This is a genomic window from Martinezella calliandrae (assembly GCF_030272695.1).
GTDB lineage: Bacteria > Pseudomonadota > Alphaproteobacteria > Rhizobiales > Rhizobiaceae > Rhizobium > Rhizobium calliandrae.
This window is the reverse complement of the sequence record NZ_JARFYN010000084.1, coordinates 1-18,004: the sequence shown is the minus strand read 5'-3', so window position 1 is coordinate 18,004 and position 18,004 is coordinate 1. Positions and strand designations below refer to the sequence as shown.

General features: G+C 56.8%; 15 protein-coding genes, 1 tRNA gene and 2 pseudogenes. 7 read left to right on the top strand and 11 right to left on the bottom strand.

Annotated features, from left to right (window positions below; genetic code table 11):
- Positions 1-378 precede the first annotated feature (378 nt).
- Together PY650_RS33760 and PY650_RS33755 are read right to left on the bottom strand one after the other, a co-directional pair.
- Entirely contained in the window at positions 379-561 is a 183-nt protein-coding gene (locus tag PY650_RS33760; protein ID WP_285884327.1) for a hypothetical protein, read from the bottom strand.
- A 59-nt stretch (positions 562-620) separates the two neighbouring features.
- Complete coding sequence (locus tag PY650_RS33755) at positions 621-878, bottom strand: hypothetical protein (RefSeq protein WP_285884325.1); 258 nt, start codon at positions 876-878, stop codon at positions 621-623.
- Between the two features lie 382 nt (positions 879-1,260).
- Between PY650_RS33755 and PY650_RS33750 the strand changes: the two genes are divergently transcribed.
- Positions 1,261-2,553: an epoxide hydrolase family protein gene (locus PY650_RS33750; protein WP_285884324.1), complete on the top strand. Its 1,293-nt coding sequence runs from the start codon at positions 1,261-1,263 to the stop codon at positions 2,551-2,553.
- 83 nt (positions 2,554-2,636) lie between these two features.
- Here PY650_RS33750 and PY650_RS33745 read toward each other — a convergent pair whose 3' ends face one another.
- The 6 genes from PY650_RS33745 to PY650_RS37715 all read right to left on the bottom strand — a co-directional run bounded on the left by PY650_RS33745 (position 2,637) and on the right by PY650_RS37715 (position 10,970).
- Positions 2,637-3,266, bottom strand: coding sequence for a response regulator transcription factor (locus tag PY650_RS33745; protein ID WP_285884323.1), 630 nt, complete (start codon positions 3,264-3,266; stop codon positions 2,637-2,639).
- 77 nt (positions 3,267-3,343) lie between these two features.
- The gene (locus PY650_RS33740) at positions 3,344-3,718 is read right to left on the bottom strand and encodes a response regulator (RefSeq protein WP_285884322.1); all 375 of its coding nucleotides are present in this window, start codon (positions 3,716-3,718) and stop codon (positions 3,344-3,346) included.
- Positions 3,715-6,786, bottom strand: coding sequence for a PAS domain-containing protein (locus tag PY650_RS33735; RefSeq protein WP_285884321.1), 3,072 nt, complete (start codon positions 6,784-6,786; stop codon positions 3,715-3,717). The genes PY650_RS33740 and PY650_RS33735 overlap by 4 nt, the downstream gene beginning before the upstream one ends.
- Before the next feature lie 1,705 nt (positions 6,787-8,491).
- Positions 8,492-8,791 carry a helix-turn-helix transcriptional regulator gene (locus tag PY650_RS33730; RefSeq protein ID WP_285884320.1) on the bottom strand — a complete coding sequence of 100 codons (300 nt, stop codon included), beginning with the start codon at positions 8,789-8,791 and terminating at the stop codon, positions 8,492-8,494.
- A gap of 17 nt (positions 8,792-8,808) precedes the next feature.
- Positions 8,809-10,131, bottom strand: coding sequence for a type II toxin-antitoxin system HipA family toxin (locus PY650_RS33725; protein WP_285884319.1), 1,323 nt, complete (start codon positions 10,129-10,131; stop codon positions 8,809-8,811).
- Between the two features lie 437 nt (positions 10,132-10,568).
- The gene (locus PY650_RS37715; protein WP_490390937.1) at positions 10,569-10,970 is read right to left on the bottom strand and encodes a M15 family metallopeptidase domain-containing protein; all 402 of its coding nucleotides are present in this window, start codon (positions 10,968-10,970) and stop codon (positions 10,569-10,571) included.
- On the opposite strand from PY650_RS37715, the gene PY650_RS33715 reads away from it, so the two are divergent.
- Positions 10,890-11,858, top strand: a complete 969-nt coding sequence (locus tag PY650_RS33715; RefSeq protein ID WP_285884317.1) for a DUF4160 domain-containing protein — start codon at positions 10,890-10,892, stop codon at positions 11,856-11,858. The two genes, PY650_RS37715 and PY650_RS33715, sit on opposite strands and share 81 nt — an antisense overlap.
- A 144-nt stretch (positions 11,859-12,002) precedes the next feature.
- Here PY650_RS33715 and PY650_RS33710 read toward each other — a convergent pair whose 3' ends face one another.
- Both PY650_RS33710 and PY650_RS33705 read right to left on the bottom strand, forming a co-directional pair.
- Positions 12,003-12,401 carry a DUF6941 family protein gene (locus PY650_RS33710; protein ID WP_285884316.1) on the bottom strand — a complete coding sequence of 133 codons (399 nt, stop codon included), beginning with the start codon at positions 12,399-12,401 and terminating at the stop codon, positions 12,003-12,005.
- A gap of 223 nt (positions 12,402-12,624) precedes the next feature.
- Positions 12,625-13,273: pseudogene (locus PY650_RS33705) on the bottom strand (IS5 family transposase); the annotation flags it as partial.
- Positions 13,274-13,670: 397 nt separating this feature from the next.
- On the opposite strand from PY650_RS33705, the gene PY650_RS33700 reads away from it, so the two are divergent.
- The gene (locus tag PY650_RS33700) at positions 13,671-14,690 is read left to right on the top strand and encodes an alcohol dehydrogenase (RefSeq protein ID WP_285884315.1); all 1,020 of its coding nucleotides are present in this window, start codon (positions 13,671-13,673) and stop codon (positions 14,688-14,690) included.
- A gap of 323 nt (positions 14,691-15,013) precedes the next feature.
- Positions 15,014-15,204 (top strand): annotated as a pseudogene (locus tag PY650_RS33695) (DUF6494 family protein).
- Here PY650_RS33695 and PY650_RS33690 read toward each other — a convergent pair.
- Positions 15,145-15,441 (bottom strand): hypothetical protein, encoded by a 297-nt coding sequence (locus PY650_RS33690; RefSeq protein WP_285884328.1) that lies wholly within the window; start codon positions 15,439-15,441, stop codon positions 15,145-15,147. The pseudogene PY650_RS33695 and the gene PY650_RS33690 overlap by 60 nt on opposite strands.
- 456 nt (positions 15,442-15,897) lie before the next feature.
- Here PY650_RS33690 and PY650_RS33685 point away from each other — a divergent pair, with 456 nt between their 5' ends.
- The 3 genes from PY650_RS33685 to PY650_RS33675 all read left to right on the top strand — a co-directional run bounded on the left by PY650_RS33685 (position 15,898) and on the right by PY650_RS33675 (position 17,897).
- Positions 15,898-16,485, top strand: a complete 588-nt coding sequence (locus PY650_RS33685; RefSeq protein WP_285884314.1) for a DUF805 domain-containing protein — start codon at positions 15,898-15,900, stop codon at positions 16,483-16,485.
- A gap of 209 nt (positions 16,486-16,694) precedes the next feature.
- Positions 16,695-16,780: transfer RNA gene (locus PY650_RS33680), tRNA-OTHER, on the top strand.
- Between the two features lie 832 nt (positions 16,781-17,612).
- Positions 17,613-17,897 (top strand): type II toxin-antitoxin system ParD family antitoxin, encoded by a 285-nt coding sequence (locus tag PY650_RS33675; RefSeq protein WP_285884313.1) that lies wholly within the window; start codon positions 17,613-17,615, stop codon positions 17,895-17,897.
- Positions 17,898-18,004: the final 107 nt, after the last annotated feature.

Sequence of the window (18,004 nt, the reverse complement as noted above, 5' to 3'; positions counted from 1 at the left end):
GTTTTCGGTCTGGGGTGGCTGTTGAACTGGCGGCGTCGCCGTGTCGGGGGCTTGTTGGGCGAAACTGACGCCAGCGGAAAGCAGTACTGTCAGTGCGGCAATGGATAGATTCGTTTTCATTCCTTGGTCCTCCTCGAGACTGTGTGAAGAACACGCGAACTTGAGGATGGTTGCCGGGATGTACAAAAATTTGATGTCACCTCGCGAAATGGCTTCGCTACCGCGTTTTCAATCCTCGCGAATAAGGCAGGTTCGAGTGCTGGATGAGGAGTTTGTTCAACGACAGCTCGCAGCCCGCGAGAAGTGAGCGCCACATGGCTTACAAGGCAGGGAAGCCTAGATGCCGGGAGGCTTGTCGGCTCTATCACCTCCGAAACATCATAGGGCCGCACCGGTTATCGGATTGACGATCGGTCGCTCACTCTCGTCTTTGCTGCCAGCGGGCTGGACGGTTGCCGGCGCGAGCGATTCCTTGTCCGCCTTTTCGGGTTTCTCCGGTACTGGATTCATATCCTCGGGGCGTCGCTGCTCGGGCGTCGCATTCGTGTCGTTGGTGCTCATCGCGTTCTCCATCAAGCTTGGCGTCCGCCTAAAAGAACAAGGATTATCGGCAACACGCTTCAATCGAATTGTTCACCATGCCCGATCTGTTTGCGAACTGCGTCGCCAATCGGCGGGTCATTAGCAGGATCCCGGTCCGCACTGTTGGCGTCCCCCAGAGAGCGAGCCGCCTCGACCAGTGCTCCAAGCACCTCTTGCGTGCCCCACCCCGCTTCGTTCGCTGAGGCGACAACTTCCTCCAGGGCGTATTCGGCCGCCACCTTCAATTCCTCCAAACGCTGGCGCAAATCCTGGGATCTTGGTGGTGGAAACGGCATGGTCAGCTCCTTTCGTTGACGAGGTAACCCGCTGGACATCGGTCGGTTCTAACGTCGCGACGGATCTTTAAATGATCGCAGAAATACTTCCCGTTAGGCAACGAATATCTAGCTGCGAGCTGCGATGCGGAGCAATTTCGGCTGCGCAGCACCGCCCTTTGGGGACATGCTGCCAAACGTTGGTGCCAAAGGCTTTGGTGATCCAAACACGTGCCCTGCCCGTAGATTTTGGCTGCGATAGAATGGCCAATAGCTTGTAGTACCCGACAGAACGCACACCTATACGATGGTATCGCCGATACCATCGCACAATAGATGAAAGTCGATAGCCTCCTACAATTCACCGCGCATGGAGCTAATCCGCGTCAGTCAGGAGGATACTATGTCGATATCAAGTTTGATCACACGTCGCGACGTACTCGCCAGCTCAGCCGTCGCAGCCGCCGTCGATACCGTTGGCCTGTTCGCTGGCACCGCTGCTACTTCCGTCCAGACAAACGAAATTCGGCCGTTCAGCTACAAGGCCACCGACGATCAGCTCGCCGACCTCCGCCGCCGGCTGGCGAACACGCGTTTGCCCGACAGGGAAACTGTCGCCGACTTTTCACAAGGTGTGCCGCTCAAGACCATCCAGCAGCTTTTGGACTATTGGCGGACTGAGTATGACTGGCGCAAGGTCGAGGCGCGTCTCAACAACTATCCGAATTTCATCACCGAGATCGACGGCCTGGACATTCATTTCGTCCACGTCCGCTCCAAGCATGAGAATGCGCTGCCGATCATCGTGACCCATGGATGGCCGGGTTCCGTGGTCGAGCAATTGAAGATCATCGAGCCGCTCACCAATCCCACAGCGCATGGCGGCATCGAAGCGGACGCCTTTCATGTGGTGATTCCGTCGATGCCCGGTTATGGTTTCTCCGGCAAGCCAACGGCAACCGGCTGGAATGCGGAGCGTATTGCCACTTCTTGGATCGAACTCATGCGTCGCCTCGGCTACACGCGGTTCGTCGCCCAAGGCGGCGACTGGGGCGCGGTCATCACAGACCTGATCGGCGTGCAGGCACCACCGGAACTGCTCGGCATTCTGACCAACATGCCCGGCGCGATTCCTGCCGAAATAGACCAGGCCTCCCTCGCCGGTCAACCTGCCCCGGCGGGTCTGGACGATGAAGAAAAAAGCACGTACGAGCAGCTCGTCTTCTTCTACAAGCATGTCTACTATGCTTTCTGGATGGGGACGCGCCCGCAGACGATGGCCGGATTTGCCGACTCGCCTATCGGGCTCGCCACCTTCCTTCTTGACCACGACGCACGCAGTCTGGAAATGATCGCGCGATCGTTCGATGGACAGCCCGAGGGAATGTCGCCCGACGACGTGCTCGACAATGTCACTCTGTTCTGGCTAACCAATACGGCGGTATCGTCGGCACGCCTCTACTGGGAGAACAAGCTCGGTTTCTTCAGCCCCAAGGGCGTCAAGGTGCCGGTTGCCGTCAGCGTCTTCCCCGACGAACTTTATCAGACCCCGCGCAGCTGGGCGGAGCGTGCCTATCCCAACCTTGTTCACTTCAACAAGCTCCCAAAAGGCGGGCACTTCGCCGCGTGGGAACAACCGATGCTCCTCACGGAAGAACTGAGAACTGGTTTTCGTTCGCTGCGAAAGGAAATTTGACCTGGAGCGCGGGTTTAGCCTTCATCGGCACTGCGGATCGGGCGTTCAGCCCGATCCGTTGCACAAGCAAAAGAGCCTCACATTCAGTGGAGAGCGCCGTCAAGCTTTGCGGCCATGATCACGAGTTCCGGAAGGGTTCGCGCCTGCATCTTCCGCATGACCTGACCTCGGTGCGCCTTTACGGTGATTTCGCTGATGCCCAGTTCAAAACCGACCTGCTTGTTGAGCAGGCCGGACACCACCAGAGCCATCACCTGTTGCTCACGCGGGCTAAGCGAGGCGTAACGGCCGCGCAACCCCTGGAGAAATACATCGCTCGCCTGCGATTGCCGGCTGCGGTCGAGAGCTTGCCGAATGGCTTCCAGAAGCACGTCAACTTCATACGGTTTCGTGAGAAATTCCGCGGCTCCGCCCTTCATCGCCCTGACGGTCATCGGAACGTCACCATAGCCGGTGAGGAAAATGATCGGAAGGTCTGTTCGGTCGGAGACATGGCGTTGCACTTCAAACCCATCGAGGTCCGGAAGGTTCACGTCCAGTATCAAGCAATTCGGAGTAGCAGGCTGCGCAGACGAGAGAAACTGTTCGGCAGTTTCGAAAACGATGGGCTGCCAACCGCACGCGCCAATTAGCAATTCTAAAGAGTCGCGAACGGAACTGTCGTCGTCCACGACGAACACGATTGGCGCCGGGTGCTGGATGGTGTCTGCCATCTTCTTGTCAACATGCATATTGACCACCCATCGATTGTTTCGAAATCATATCTCTCGAATTGACAAATGCAAAGAACTTACCCTTCATCCAGTGCCGTCATGAGCGCTTGGCGAAGGTCTGTGTGACTGAACGGCTTGAACAGACAATCTATCGCGCCATCCTCGATGAGTCGGCCGCGAACATTCTCGTCTCTCACCCCAGTGATAAAGACAATCGGCACGTTGGTGCCGCGTGCCTTCAACTCATGCTGCAATTCAGGACCTGTCATATTTGGCATGGCGACATCGAGAATTAGGCACTTCGTATTTCCGACACTCCCCGACACCAGAAAGTCTTCGGCCGAAGAGAACGTTTCAACGCGGAGACCGAAGGCCTTCAACAGATCGGGCAAAGACTCTCGCACCGATTCATCATCGTCAACAACCGATACGAGGGGATGCAGCGGATTCATGAAATCCTCACGGTGTTTTTATCTTGCCTTTCAGTCGAACGCAAAGCATTCGCAGCTCCAGGAATACTAGGCAATGAGAACGAGACCGTCACACCAGGAGTACCGTCGACACTTGCCCATAGTCGGCCCTTGTGGTTCTCGATAATGGTGCGGCAAACGGACAACCCGATACCCATCCCGTCATTCTTCGTGGTGTAGAAGGCTTCAAATATCCTATCGAGATCAGCTGGCCCGACGCCAACTCCCGAATCCTTGAGCGACAGTTGAACCCGACCATCATCGCAAAGTTCCGTTCGGATGAGCAAATGTCGCGGCCGGTCCTCGACTTCGTTCAACGCCTCGATGGCGTTCCGCAGGAGGTTCATGATCACCTGTTGAAGCTGGATGCGATCGCCTGCAACTAGAATTTGCCCATTGGCGAAATCGGTACGCAGAATGACTTTGGCACGTTGAAGATCACCCCAGGAAATTGCGATAATTTCATTTAGGGCCTCGCGCAGGTCGACGGTTTCGATCGCGACGGTTTTTTTGCCAAACAGCGCGCGAAGCCTCGTGATCACCTCAGCTGCCCGATTTCCGTCGCGGATCGCCCGGCCAGCCGCTTCCTTCGCGATCTCAATGTTGGGAGGATCGCCATCCAACATGAGCAAACAGGTGCTGGCATTGGTTATTATCCCGGACAATGGTTGATTGACCTCGTGTGCAATTGAGGCGGTGAGCGCCCCCAGGCTGGAAACACGGGCCACATGTGAAAGGTCGGCTCGAGCCTTGCTCAGCGCCTGCTCGGCAACACGGCTGGCGGTCACATCCTGAACTGCGCCCCGCAGTTCCCATTGACCGTCCTTATCCATTTGCTTGTGGGCCACGACCCGCAGGTACTTGATCGACCTGTCCGGCATCAACAAGCGGGTCTCGTAGTCGAAGTCGACCTGATCACGTTTCGCTTGTTCCATGACTTGCTTCAGTGCCGGCAGATTGTCCGGATGCACGCGGGTCCTAATAAGGTCGAAGGATATCGGAGTGTCTGGGTCAAACTCGTAGAGGCGGTAGGTCTCGTCCGACCAGGTCATCTCGTCTGTTGCGAGCTTCCACGCAAAGCTCCCCGTTTGGCTGAGGCGTTGGGCGTCAGCCAGAAAAGACTTGCTGTTGCGCAACTGCGCTTCGATGCGCTTCAGGTCTTCCACGTCGGTCATCAGGCAATACCAGCTGGCGATTTTTCCGTCGCCGTCCCGGGTTGGAGTGCCGCGAATCTGGAACCAGCGATACACACCATCGAAGCGTCGCAGTCGCGTCTCAAAATCGATCACCTGACCCGAGGCAAGGGAATGATCCAAGGTTTCGACGTGCCGGGTAAGATCATCCGGGTGGACGGTGCCATTGGTTGGCCAGTTTGCGAATTCCTCGAGCGTTTGTCCAAGATAAGCGAGAAACTGCTGATTCAAGCCCTGTATTTCTCCGTCCGGCCCGAACACCGCTACGAGCCCAGGAATCGAGTCGACGACCAGGCGTGACTGGCGCTCGCTTTCCTGTAATGCCTCGCTGGCCCGTTTGCGGTCTTCGATGTCTATATTGATCCCGTACCACTTGATGACATTTCCTGCTTGGTCCCGAAGGGGATTGGCCCTGAAAAGAAACCAGCGATACTCGCCATCGAAACGGCGCATACGGGCCTCCACGTCGACCGCGACACCTGACGCCAGCGCACCCCGCCAATGCGTTTCAAGCCTTTTCGCGTCGTCAGGGTGGAGCGCTGCGGCCCACGCCCATCCCTCGGCTTGTTCGGGCGTAAACCCTGTGTAGTCAAGCCAACGGTCATTTACAAATTCGCAATATCCGTCCGGCCTGGTGGACCAAGCCGCCGTTGGGATGGCGTTGATGATCTTTCGAAGATTGAATTCACTTGTTCTCAGTGCCTCGTCGGCACGCTTTCGGTCCTCAATGTCAATGGTCGTCCCACACCACTTGATGATGCTGCCTTGATCGTCGCGCAATGGGTTGCCCCGGATGAGAAACCACCTGTATTCGCCGTCAAAGCGGCGCATGCGCATTTCCGTGTCGACGGGAGTGCCAGCGGCGAGCGCAGCCCTCCAGTACTCTAAAGCCTCTTCCGCATCGTCAGGATGAATGACCGCGGCCCATCCCCACCCTTCGGCCTGTTCCAGCGTAAGGCCTGCGTAGTCCAACCAGCGATCGCTCAAGAAGTCACAGTAGCCATCCGCGCGGGTGGTCCAGGCCGTCGTCGGTATTGTATTGATGATCTTGCGCAGGCCACGCTCGCTTTCGCGCAGTGCCTCGTCGGCTCGTTTGCGGTCTTCGATGTCGATGTTGATCCCGTACCATTTGATGACATTGCCCATGTCGTCCCGAAGAGGGTTAGCCCTGAAAAGGAACCATCGATACTCTCCATCGAAACGGCGCAAGCGGGCTTCGGCGTCGACAGCGACGCCCGACGCCAGTGCGGTTCTCCAATGGATTTCAAGGCCTTTCGCGTCGTCGGGGTGGAGCGCCGCGGCCCACGCCCATCCTTCGGCCTGCTCATGTGTGAAGCCCGTATATTCAAGCCAGCGGTCACTGAGAAAATCGCAATAACCGTCGGGTCGCGTGCTCCACGCGAGCGTTGGAAGAGCATTGATGATCTTGCGGAAATTTTCCTCGCTCGCTCGGCCGGCCTTATCTGCCTGGAAATCATCATTGGAACGCAGAAAGGGGGCGGGTGAATGGACAACATCATCGACTTCAATCGCAGTCGCACACCATTCAGCCTCGCGATCGAGACCTTCGGCAACTTGGCTGCAATTAATGAAGAATGTCCGGTATTGGCCGTCCGATCGTCGGATGCGGGCTTCCATCGCGGCAAATCTTTCCCCCGAGTGGCAGGAATGCATGCGCTCGACGAGCGCCGACACGGCCGCTGGGTCAATCGCCGCCAGCCAACCGATGCAATCGTCGTCCCTGATGCCCGCGTATTCCGCACACCTGCGGTTCAGGAACTGAGTCCCACCGTCTGATCGCATCGTCCAGACCATGGCCGCCACAGAGTTGAGAATGAGGCTTTGCTTGCCGTCCATAGCCGTCTTCCGCGCGCGCTCGCCCGCAGAAACCTACGCCTTGGCCATCCAAAAGTATATTGTGCCTTGGTATCGGCCGTCAGGCGAAATTCGTGGTCGCCGTGACCACCAATACCATCGTGCAATAGATTTGTTCAGGGATCCGTTCGCACCGATAGCACCAGTGCGCTGACGACGTTTCGGACAAGAGAAGCCGCACGATTTTCCAAATATTTCAATCAATGGTCACAGTTTTAGCTTGTCGTTCACCCTCTCACCGCCATCGTTCGCCGCGATGACGATAACGATTGCCTGGGAATGTAGATTACGGAGCTATAGCGCGGCGATCTGGAAGGAACTTGCTCTTCTAATTGTCTAACTGTCGCGGAGCGTCAAGCGTTCCCGACCAAAGCTCGCCGGCGGTGGCCCCGCTGTTCGTACACGACAATGTGTTCCTGCATCCGTTCCTCGTGGAGACTCGCGATTGTATATTAGCTATTTCGCATATTTAATCTGCGACCGAATATCAGGCCCGTCATTCCAGTTGACCACGTGTTCATTCACGGAAGGAGACGAGTATGCCCGGTGTACCGACATATCGCGAATTGAGAAGTTGCCTATGGACTGCGGGCTGCCTGGTTGCAGCACTCGCGTTTCCAGCAGGCGATGCGCTGGCCATCAATCGATACAGCTCTGCTGCAATGACATGCGCAGCGATCCACGATGCCCTCAGCAGGGAGCGAGCGGTCATCCTTCACTACTTCACCCCGTCCTCTGGGGGGGCGCCACTCTACGACCGATATGTCGTTGACGGCGCACAATGCAGCAGCGGGACGGAAGCCGCCGGTTCCTTGATACCAGCCCGTGATGGTGGTTGCCCTGTCCTTTACTGCGAGGGGTCCTTGGGCAGCAATTGGAATCAGGACCAGAATCAGTAAGTTGCGTCCCACGCAAAAGGAATCGAACCGCTCGTCAGTTTATATCGTCCGCGAGGTGGATACCTTTACCACCTTCGCGAAGCTGGTCGGCGCTAATGTTCCCAACGATCGCGCCATTTGACGGTGTCGATCAGAGCGATTTCCTGCTTGGCAAAAGCCAAGTCCAATCGCGAGTCCTTCCTGGTGTACGTGGCTGACCGATTAGAAGGCATCAAATGGCGCAACTGGAAGGTCGTGCTCTGCGACGAACAGCGAGACTGGTGGGGCTGATGACGAAGGAGGAGTGTCTGGCTGCCGAATGTGTTCGGGGGAACCATGCCTCAAACCAAGCCCGGCTCACTCGAGGAACGCCTCGTCAACACCGTGCTCAATCGGCATGACGAAGTGGACCATCTTCTCGCCAAACGCGCCTGGCAACTATTATCCGATCTTCATGCAGGATAAGGGCAAAACCATCGTCGACGCCTGGGCGATCGGGTTTGCCCTGGGGCTGGGTGGCGAGGCATGGATCTTATTGGCAACACCGAAGCCCATCATCACCCCGATCATGGCCGTCAATCCGCAGCTCTCAAAAATGCTGTTTCGCCTCTCACCACCAGAGAGGCGAAAAATCCGAGCAACGGCTCATCTCCATATTCGAGCAGCAGTAACCCAGCTTTACGCGGTCACCCGCGCCGCTTACCGAGAGCAATCGACGGAAACTCGCGCCGTCCACAAGGTGGCGCGTTCGTTGCGCTCACTGACGAGCGACTTTTGCTCCGCATGTGATACGGCTGCCTTGGGTTCCGTCAGTTTTGAGTGTCCGTTCGGTTCTCGGCCTTCGGTACAAAGCCTACGGCAAATCCGAACAGGCGCCCTATTCTTTCCAAGGTCTCCAGCGTAGGGTTCGCCACTCCAGCTTCGATTTCAGCAATTTGTCGCCGCGTTAGCGCAAGCGTTTTTGCGAACTCCTCCTGAGTCATGCCGAAGCCCTTTCGGATTTCGGCCACAGCACCAGGCAGCCTCAAGCCGCCTGTTCGAGCGCGCTCCGCCAGTGTTCGCCGATTTTCGAGAATCTCGTCTTTCGTGGGTTTTTTCCAGCGAGCCATTCAGCTGTCCTCCGGCATCACTGGCACGCCGCCAGAACGCTATCCGCGATCTCAATGCAGCGTCCCATTGCGCGCTCCAGAATTTCCGAGGCCGCACTCATGTCTTTCGCCATAGCCGGAGCCTGGCGCAGATGTTCGGCAAATTCGGAAAGCGCAGCCGCAAGTGCTTTCTGCTCTGCAGGATTTGGCATCAGTTCAGTGCAAATCTGCTTCCAATCGGGAAGATGATCGCGACCACCGTCACGCATAATGGCCCAGCGGGTGGAACGAACGATTCCCTCCTTGGCGAGCCGCATTGGTGCGAAATCAAAGAGCGGAGACAGGCGGATCGTGCCGTCTTGGTGCTTGCTGAGTGCGGAGTTCCGGCCGTGATTGTCGGGATTGCCGAGCGCCAGGTTGGCGATGTCGCGCTTCAGGTATTCAACAACGTCCGCGAAGGGATCGGCCGAATGTTGGCGGAGAACGTCGATATAGGCCTCATGCGTGCCGACATGGCCGAAATCGGCAACGCCGATCGCGGACACGAGGCTTTCCTGGCCCAGCCGGACGGTCCCGCCGCCTTCTCTCTTCTTCCGGTCGAAACGGGGAATGATTAGGACGCCTTCGGCATAGGTTGATGGTTCACTGACATTCAGGCCGATCTCTTGAGCGATCCGCGAATAAAGGGCTTTGCCTTCGAGAATCAGGCGGTCCACAGGCTCATTGCTGCGCAACAGCTTGACGATGACGGGGCGCGCGGCCTCATCATCGGTCACGAAGCTGTCAGGATAGTAGAGTCCGTCATTTGCCTGCGTCATGGAGACCTTCGGCCATTCGCCTTGCAAGCCACTGGAGCCGGAGGCGAGCATTCCAAAGCGATCGGTGACTTCCATGAAGCGATCTGACCGCTCAAGGATTTCCGTTTCCGTAACTCCTTGGCGCTCAACACCGCGCAGCCGTTCCGTTTCGGCCTCTGCCGCTTCCTTGATACGGATATTGCCAATGCCGCCTGTGGCCGATCGTAGAAGCAAAGGGAGATCGGAAGCACGCGCGCCTTCAGCAAGCCCAAGGTGGTCGGCAAGCTTTCGCCTTGCATGTCCCTGTGGCATAAGATCCAAGAGGTACGGCGGCCAGCTGCGGCTATATCGATTTTCAAGATCAATGGGATAGCGGACTGACAAGACCCGATGGTCACGGACCGTCTTTCCAGCTGCAAACTCCGCAGACGCCACAGTGACGAAATAGTCGAGATCGTAATCGACGATGGACGCGCCCTGGAAGCCGGCCGCGTCGTCCTTGAGTTCTAGCGTCGCGGCGTGATGCCACTGGGCATCAAAATGGGTTTGAAGCGTTAGGCGCATTAACTGACCCTTTCAATGGATCAATTAATGCATTTTTCGAAACTATTCAACCCATCAAAGTGGGTTGAATAACTGCCGTTAGGACTGCCGGCTATCGAAACGGCTATGGAAGCATCTGATCCACCAGACCACCTTTCGACCTCTCAGCGCACTATCACACGCGAAAAGCATCATTGAAAAGCCAAGCACGGGCGTCAAACAAGCATCGGGGCCGCTGTTATCATCGACCAAGATGAGCGAAACGGCTCCCATTGCTGCGAAGAAGACCATCCCGAAATCGTATTGCTTCGAAAGGCTCGTGAGCCGGACCGAATGCTAGGCGTAGCGCAATTGCCTTGCCAGCTTTCGCGATCGGCACCAGAAGGTCGCACGGCTCAATCGCCTTGGCTGTCGGGCTGCACGCAGCCGCCGATCTATCGTCAGCCTGAAGAGCTTTTTCATCGATCTTTTGTCCGTCTTTGAGGATGGTGACGCGGCCAGCCTGAAGCGTTGCCGCAATATCTGTTTTGGCTGCATGCCTGCCAACCAGATAGGCCGGCGCAATCGCCAATGCGGCACCGATCACGATGCCGCCTCCGATCTTGATGTAATCGAATGGCGTCATGAGAGCTTCCGCCACGCCACGTAGAGAGTGAGGCCAGCCACGAGACGGAGCCGTTGACGACCAGCGCGAGATCGACCGCATGGCCGTAGCCGTTCTCCGCCCGCCGATGCCGCGAATTCATCGTCGTGGATGCGCCGGAAGATACCATTTCTTTTTGGCGTCCGATGTCGCGGACGCCCTCAAGCACGGTGAAATCAACCTCTGTGATCTGGATTGCGCGGCCGACGACCCGCACAAGATCAGGGTGAACTCCAATAGGGCGCGAATTGCTCCGCGCCGACAGCGTGTAAGCCATAATTTCTCTCCATATTTTGGGGTAAAAATTGCGCCGGGTGTCTTTATATGGTGCATAATATGCCCTATGTTTTCCCATCGAAGTGAGGGGCACATGGGCAAACTGGTTCAAATCGGAAACATCATCATTCGGGTCTACGCGAACAACCATTTGCCCCCGCACTTCCACGTCATCACCCCGGATGGGGATGCACTGGTTGAGATTGCCACGCCGGAAATCTTGCACGGCAAGCTGGGCCCGCAAGGCACAAGATACCGCCCTTCGGCAAAGAACAAAGCGGCGATTGCCCGCCGAGTAGAACCGGACAAACCCCCGCTTTCCCATCGCTTGAGGGAGGAAACAGATATGGACATGCCCCGCATCGAAAGCGTTACGCCAGCATCGAACATCACGCTTGATATTCAATGGAAGGACGCCCCGGCATCCGCCGCCAATCTTGTCGGCTGGATCGCAATGGGTGGCGAACTGCTGGCTCCGCTGAAATCGCCGGAAGTCTGGAAAACCGCAACCGTCACGGACTACGGTGCAACGGTCGAATGGGTTGGCGAGGATCTGGCGATTGATGCCTATCACCTTTTCCAGATCGCAGAAGACCAGCGCGATTTCGCCTTGGACGATCTACGAAAGTGGCAGGAGGAAGCCGGCCTTTCCAATAACGAAGCGGCGGATTTCCTTGGCGTCAGCCTTCGCACATGGAAAAACTACCGGGCTGGCGCACCGATAAGCCATGCCGTCAAGATGTTGCTACGCGCAAGCCAGCGCGACCCGCTCTTGATGCACGCCCACTATCGGCCACGCCAAAGCGGTAGGCCGAAACACGCGGCCTAGTCTAAGTCTAGTTCGAGGGCTTGTTGACTGCCTCGCTCTCATCGAGCTTCCACGCGTGGCCCGACATCTCGGAGAACAATGGAAGCAGTAAAATAAAAATAGCTTAAAGGCCGCGTAGTGTAGCAATGGCGAATAATATGCTCGCTAAGACGGCGCGATTTCGGTCGTCTTTGACAAAACTACAGGTAATTTGCTCGCAATTGGTTCTTCCCCTGCAATCTTCATGGAAAGCGTAATCTCTCCCGGTCCGTCGATTGGCATAACAAAACCGGCAAAAATCAAAACCATTGGAGTATGCGATTCGATGAGGTCAAAAGTACTCTTCTCTTCGATGACGCGCTGGCCGTTAGGCGATGTCAGAACCATTTCAACCTCATGGACGCCTTTTTGCAATCCGTGAACCCTGACCATAGCGCCCATTGGAACACTTGATGGTATTCTTCCGGGTACCAAATCACCAGGATAAACTCCGATCAAAATGAACTTTCCAGTAACTTCCTGCCGAATATCATCGCAGAAAATTGCGTCAGCTACGACAACCATTACTCTGCAGCCTCAAGGTATCTGACCGGACCTGCGGTTGTTGCTGCAGGAGATGAATAGACAGCGATATTGCCGCCAGCAGCAGCGACTTTAGGCGGCAAATGAACACGGTCTCCCATCGCGTGGCTGGATTTCGCCGCACCCACCCGCCGCTTCATCGTGAACTCTGGTTCCCATCCTAAAGCCCATGCAAGCTCAGCAACTGACCGCAGGGTAAGGTTGCGCGTTCGATCTTGTTGCGCTCCTTGTAAAGATCGACGTCGTAGGAGCGCCGGATTTTCCTGTTGCACTTGGGCGGGATGACGACTTGGGTTCCGGCCGCGGTAATCTTGTCGAGGAGATGGTCTGCGTCATATCCCCTATCGGCAATGGCTGCGTCGGCATCGATGCCGTCGATGAGATCTTGGGCCAACGTGATGTCGTGGCGTTGGCCGGGACTGGCGATCAGGCGGACCGGAAGACCGAGCGCCTCCGTCGCAGCATGGATTTTGGTGCTCAATCCGCCCCGAGACCGACCCAGGCCCTGGGCATCCGCCCCCCTTAACCTTACGAACGCCTGCCGCATGCTGATGCGCCCGCACGATGGTGCTATCGATCATCGGCCATTCGAGGTCAGCTTCGCGGGCTAGAACTGAAAGCATCTCGTCAAGGACGCCCATTTCGATCCAGCGGTAATAACGCCGTTTCACCGAACGGTAATCGCCGAGCAGTCCGGGCAAGTCGCGCCAGCGACCGCCGGACCGAGCCATCCACAACAGTGCGTCCAGGAACAGCCGGTTGTTCGTGCGCGGGCCGCGTTTGCCCTTCGTGCCGCCCGGCACACATTCCTTAATCCGTCCCCACTGGTCATACCGAAGCGCATCACAATCCACGGCCGATCTCCAAAAGTCTGTCGTAGTGAGCCGACATTTGCAACTTTGGAGAACAAGAAAAACTGCCGACCCGCGGCTTTAGCTGATGCAATCTCCCGAACAACCTCCGTAGCGATAATGCGTCCGTGCTATCGATAGATGGAAGCTTCCTCCTCAGGTAGCGGCCTCTCAAGCCACGTCGCGCACAACTCGAGATGCTCCCGTGTCACGGCAAATAGGTCGTGCGAGTCCCCTTTCCTTGCTTGCACGCCTGTCAGCCCATGTGCTCGGAGGCAGTGAGCGGGGTGAAGAAGAGTCTCCAGCGCATTAGATGCCGCCACGCATGCCAAAGCCTGCTATGGTGAGGACGATGTCAATGCCTGCTGAACGTGAGATGACCTAATCTGAGGAGGGTTCCATGCCAAGTATGCGCGCTGTTGAAGTCAAAAACGCCAACGGACCGTTAGAACTTGTCGAACGCGAGGTTCCGAACCCCGCTGCCGGCCAGGTTTTGATCAAGGTCCAGGCGTGCGGAATATGTCATAGCGACGCTTTTACGGTGATGGGGGCATTTCCCGGCATTTCCTACCCGCGGGTACCAGGCCACGAAGTGGTCGGAGTTATCGAGAAAGTCGGCGAACGGGTGCCCAATTGTAAACCTGGCCAACGCGTCGGAGTTGGCTGGCATGGCGGCCATTGTGGACATTGTCGCTCCTGCCGACGCGGCGATTTCATAACCTGTGAGAATGCGCAAATTCCGGGGATCAGTTATGATGGTGGCTATGCTGACTACATGGTTGCGCCTTTCGAAGCTCTGGCTGCAATCCCTGATGAGCTCGAGGCGGCCGAGGCCGCCCCCCTTCTATGTGCTGGGATCACGACCTACAACGCATTGCGCAACAGTGGCGTTCGTGCTGGTGATACTGTTGCCGTGCTTGGTATCGGTGGACTCGGTCACCTTGGGGTGCAATTCGCCGCGAAGATGGGATGTCGCACGGTCGCCATCGCACGCGGCGCCGACAAGGAGCCGTTGGCGCGCAAGCTTGGTGCCCATCACTACCTTGACAGCACGGTCCAGGATGTCGCCTCTGAGCTAAGCAAATTGGGTGGAGCCCGTGTGATCCTGTCGACCGTTACCAATTCGCAGGCGATGAGCGCGGTACTTGGTGGGCTGGCCGTTGATGGCAAGATGATCGTGGTTGGCGCTTCACCCGATCCGATCGAGGTCTCCCCGTTTCTATTAATTGGCGGCCGCCGCGGCGTTCAGGGATGGCCGTCCGGGATCTCGATTGACTCGGAGGACACTCTGGCTTTTAGCGCCCTCGCCAACATTCGGCCGATGATCGAAACGATGCCGCTCGAGCGGGCTGCAGAAGCCTATGAGCGGATGATGAGTGGCGCGGCGCGGTTCCGGATGGTCATAACGACCAGCGAATAGTACGTCTGGCGACGCGCACCGAACAGTCGCCAGACGTACATGCAGCCCAACGAAGAAGCGGCCAGTCAAAATCCATCGCGCAATTCATGCGCCAGGCCTTTAAAACCCGGCGTCTAGTCTGCTTTGGGCCGGGAGCGGTCATCTGTCGCTTCCGCCTTGTCACTGATGTCGCAAAGGTGGCGTCTCGACCCGAAGCTGCCCCTAACGCCGATCTAGGTGGCCGAAATTTTACACGTCAGATTCTGTGGCACGGCGCGATTGCCTGCTTCCTTGACGATTTTCCTTCCATTACAATCCCTTTTTGCACATAGAGGAGTTCCGCCATAAGCGAAGACGCCTTCAACATGTCGATCCGCAAGTTCCTGAAGGAAGTCGGCGTCACGTCGCAGCGCAAGATCGAGGAGACGGTGCGCAAGGGCGGGTCGGCGGAAAGACTTTGAAGGTCCGCATGACGCTAACGGCGGAAGGCACCGGCCTCAACCACGTGGTGGACAGCGAGATCGAACTTCCGTAGGCCGGGCGAAGCGATCGAGCGAACCGCCAAGGACAACCGATTTACCGAGAGACATCGTTGGGCTTGTGGCCGGAACTCCTCGAAATCCAACACAGAGATATTTTCGTTATTTGTGACCTCTCTTTGGATCAACCAGTCGAAGGCATTGCCTAACGCCGGAATTACGCCGACATACGTCGGCTTCTTCCTATTGAAATGCGCTGCAGCCATGCGCAACGCCCGGAACTGTTCAGACAAACCGAGCCACCTAAATACCAGCCGCAGCCCAAGATCGATGTGACTACGGTCAACCTACCCCTACCAACTGCTGACGAACAACCGATAGTTATGTGCGTCAAGTTCAGCAAATTGGGCGGTCTGAACGGCGGCACACTCCGGACGCGTAGTCGCTGCGAGCGGCTTGTCTTCACCAAGCAGTTCCTTCATAGCACGGAAAGTAAGGACATATTTCGCATCTGCTGTGTCGCCCAAGTGAGCACGCGTGGGCCATCGACTTTTGGCTCAAATTCTGCGTGTCGAGCACTATGCGCGCGCTGGATACTTTGGCTGAAACCATTCAGGCCCATGATGCTTTTAAAAGAAGCCTGCAATTGTGTTCGCCTGCGGCCGTATACTTAAAATTCTCATTATTCGCTTTAGCCGATTGAAGGGACTCCCTGATTTCCTGTGGAAAGGCTCGCGGGAACTTCATAGATGATTGACAGCTTGTTTTGCTTTCGCGGACGGGTGGGACGGCTCAGATTTTTTCTTTATGGCTTTATCATCGTTCCCGTCGCATTTTTCCTAATGTTTCTGTTTTTGCCTGCTCTGTATGTGTTCGGTCTTCATCTGGACGCGTCGAGATCAACAACGTTGATGGCTGTAGTCCCGCCGGTGGCGGGCTTCTTTTGGATGCAGTTGAGCATCCAGGCGGCACGAATTCGTGACATCGGTTGGAAACCTGGAGTCATCATTCCGGCCCTGCTGTTGATCGACGTCGCAGATTTGATTGTCGCGTATTTGTTTCCCGCTTTGGCCCTCGAAACCAAGCATTTCACTGCTCTGTCGGAGGTAGTGAACGCCATCTTCACAATAGCCTTGCTCTTCACCCCCAGCGATGGCGATCAGGCCGCTCCCACAATCGTCTTTCCGGAGATACCGCTGCCGAGGTTCAGGAAAGGCATTCGCAGAGCGCGATCAGATGGTGCGACGGCGGTCCAGCCATCTCTATCTCCGTCCGGCATGCTCAGGTCCGCTGACGTTCGCGGCCAGCAGTCTTTCGGTCGCCGAGGGCTTGATTAACGTCCTTGCGACGGCGTTCAAGCGACAGGCGGCTGTCCAGCCATGATGTTGCCGATCCCTCACGGCTTCAATATTGACTGCGACGCGCGCCACTGCCCGGCGATCTCGCAGCCGGTGCGAACCTTGAATTTTTGCATGAATGTGCCTGAAGCCCTGGGCCGCTAATATCCGGGGTTGAGCCCCTTAGAGGCATCCGACTATATGAATGAGCCAACGTGGTGGAATTGGTAGACACATCGCCACAGCGATCCCAAGCTGAATACTTGGGTTGCAGGTTCAATCCCTGCCGTTGGCCGTACAAGCCGCCAGCTAGTCTGCTGCGAAGACCCGCGACGAGCCTTCCACAATGGGCCATCGGCCCTTAGACGAACCGGCCCCCACATCCACCTTGTCACCGATGCGGGCAATCTTTTTGCCGCCCTCGCCGCCGAGCTGCACATTGGGCGATTCTACAATGACTTTTGCGCCCGTCACTTTGACGAGATTGGGCGAGGCTTCAACGACGGTATTGCCGATTTTCGCGGCCGACGGAAGGCCAGAACCTTCGTCTTCCCAGGCGGCTGAAGAAGCTTAATTTTCAACTGCGAGGCGCTAACGCACCAGACCGAATACAACGGGCTGGAAACGATCGAACAGCAGGCCGCTCACGAACCTATTGAAATAAAAATGAAAATGGTGGGCCCGGAGGGACGAAGCACCGTGTACAACCCAAAGCCCTGATTTCCAAGGCACCGCGATTTTCCAAGCACTTCCGATTACATTCGCGGGTTCGCCGATGTGTACGGAGCCCTCAAAACGGTGTCAACTATGGAATGTCACTCGGGGAGCAAAAGGCTCCGTCGCGTCGTTTCAGGGATTGGATTCGGAATGGCAAGTCGGGTGCAGTCAGTCCCGTGCGTCCCTCCGGGTCGCTATGCTCGCGCTCCTATGGCTGCCCTTTGAACCGATCATGCCATGCGAGAATTCCCGCGCCGACCGTGAACGGTCGCTATGCTCGGCGCTCCGATGCTCTCAATGTCCGCAGGACTCTGAAACGACCAGGCCGCCTTTCGGCGGCAAGCGGTTATTAGCTCCCTTGTTCGCGGTAGCAACAAATGCTACCGTATTCCGGTTTGGAGGATTTGATCATGGCGATTGTAGAGAAACGCAGCGTCAGCCTGTCACCGGAATTGGCTGCGGTCGTCGATCAGGCCGTTGCGGGCGGCGAATTCGGTAACGCCAGTGAGGTCATCCGCGAGGCATTGCGCCAGTGGAAAGAACGCCGCGATTTGCACGGATACACCGTCGAGGAATTGCGTCTGCTATGGGACGAAGGCATTGCCAGCGGAGAATCACGCCCCATGACGGAAACCTTCAGCGAGATCATCAAGCGCAGGGGGCGCGAGCGGCGCGCATCGGGGGGCGGCAACTGACTGTATGGCAACCGCTCTCCAGAACCTAAACAAACCAGTGCATAGCTGATTAAAGCTACGCCGCCGCCTTGTTGTCTGGTTCCTGCTTCCCGCGCAAGTCCACGACT

Bases quoted from the DNA above. Each gene is read 5' to 3' on its own strand.
- PY650_RS33700 (WP_285884315.1), top strand. From the start codon at position 13,671: ATGCCAAGTATGCGCGCTGTTGAAGTCAAAAACGCCAACGGACCGTTA.
- PY650_RS33760 (WP_285884327.1), bottom strand. From the start codon at position 561: ATGAGCACCAACGACACGAATGCGACGCCCGAGCAGCGACGCCCCGAG.
- PY650_RS33730 (WP_285884320.1), bottom strand. From the start codon at position 8,791: ATGGCTCGCTGGAAAAAACCCACGAAAGACGAGATTCTCGAAAATCGG.
- PY650_RS33735 (WP_285884321.1), bottom strand. From the start codon at position 6,786: ATGGACGGCAAGCAAAGCCTCATTCTCAACTCTGTGGCGGCCATGGTC.
- PY650_RS33745 (WP_285884323.1), bottom strand. From the start codon at position 3,266: ATGGCAGACACCATCCAGCACCCGGCGCCAATCGTGTTCGTCGTGGAC.
- PY650_RS33710 (WP_285884316.1), bottom strand. From the start codon at position 12,401: ATGGTTGTCGTAGCTGACGCAATTTTCTGCGATGATATTCGGCAGGAA.
- PY650_RS33685 (WP_285884314.1), top strand. From the start codon at position 15,898: ATGATTGACAGCTTGTTTTGCTTTCGCGGACGGGTGGGACGGCTCAGA.
- PY650_RS33675 (WP_285884313.1), top strand. From the start codon at position 17,613: ATGGCGATTGTAGAGAAACGCAGCGTCAGCCTGTCACCGGAATTGGCT.
- PY650_RS33755 (WP_285884325.1), bottom strand. From the start codon at position 878: ATGCCGTTTCCACCACCAAGATCCCAGGATTTGCGCCAGCGTTTGGAG.
- PY650_RS33740 (WP_285884322.1), bottom strand. From the start codon at position 3,718: ATGAATCCGCTGCATCCCCTCGTATCGGTTGTTGACGATGATGAATCG.
- PY650_RS33750 (WP_285884324.1), top strand. From the start codon at position 1,261: ATGTCGATATCAAGTTTGATCACACGTCGCGACGTACTCGCCAGCTCA.
- PY650_RS33725 (WP_285884319.1), bottom strand. From the start codon at position 10,131: ATGCGCCTAACGCTTCAAACCCATTTTGATGCCCAGTGGCATCACGCC.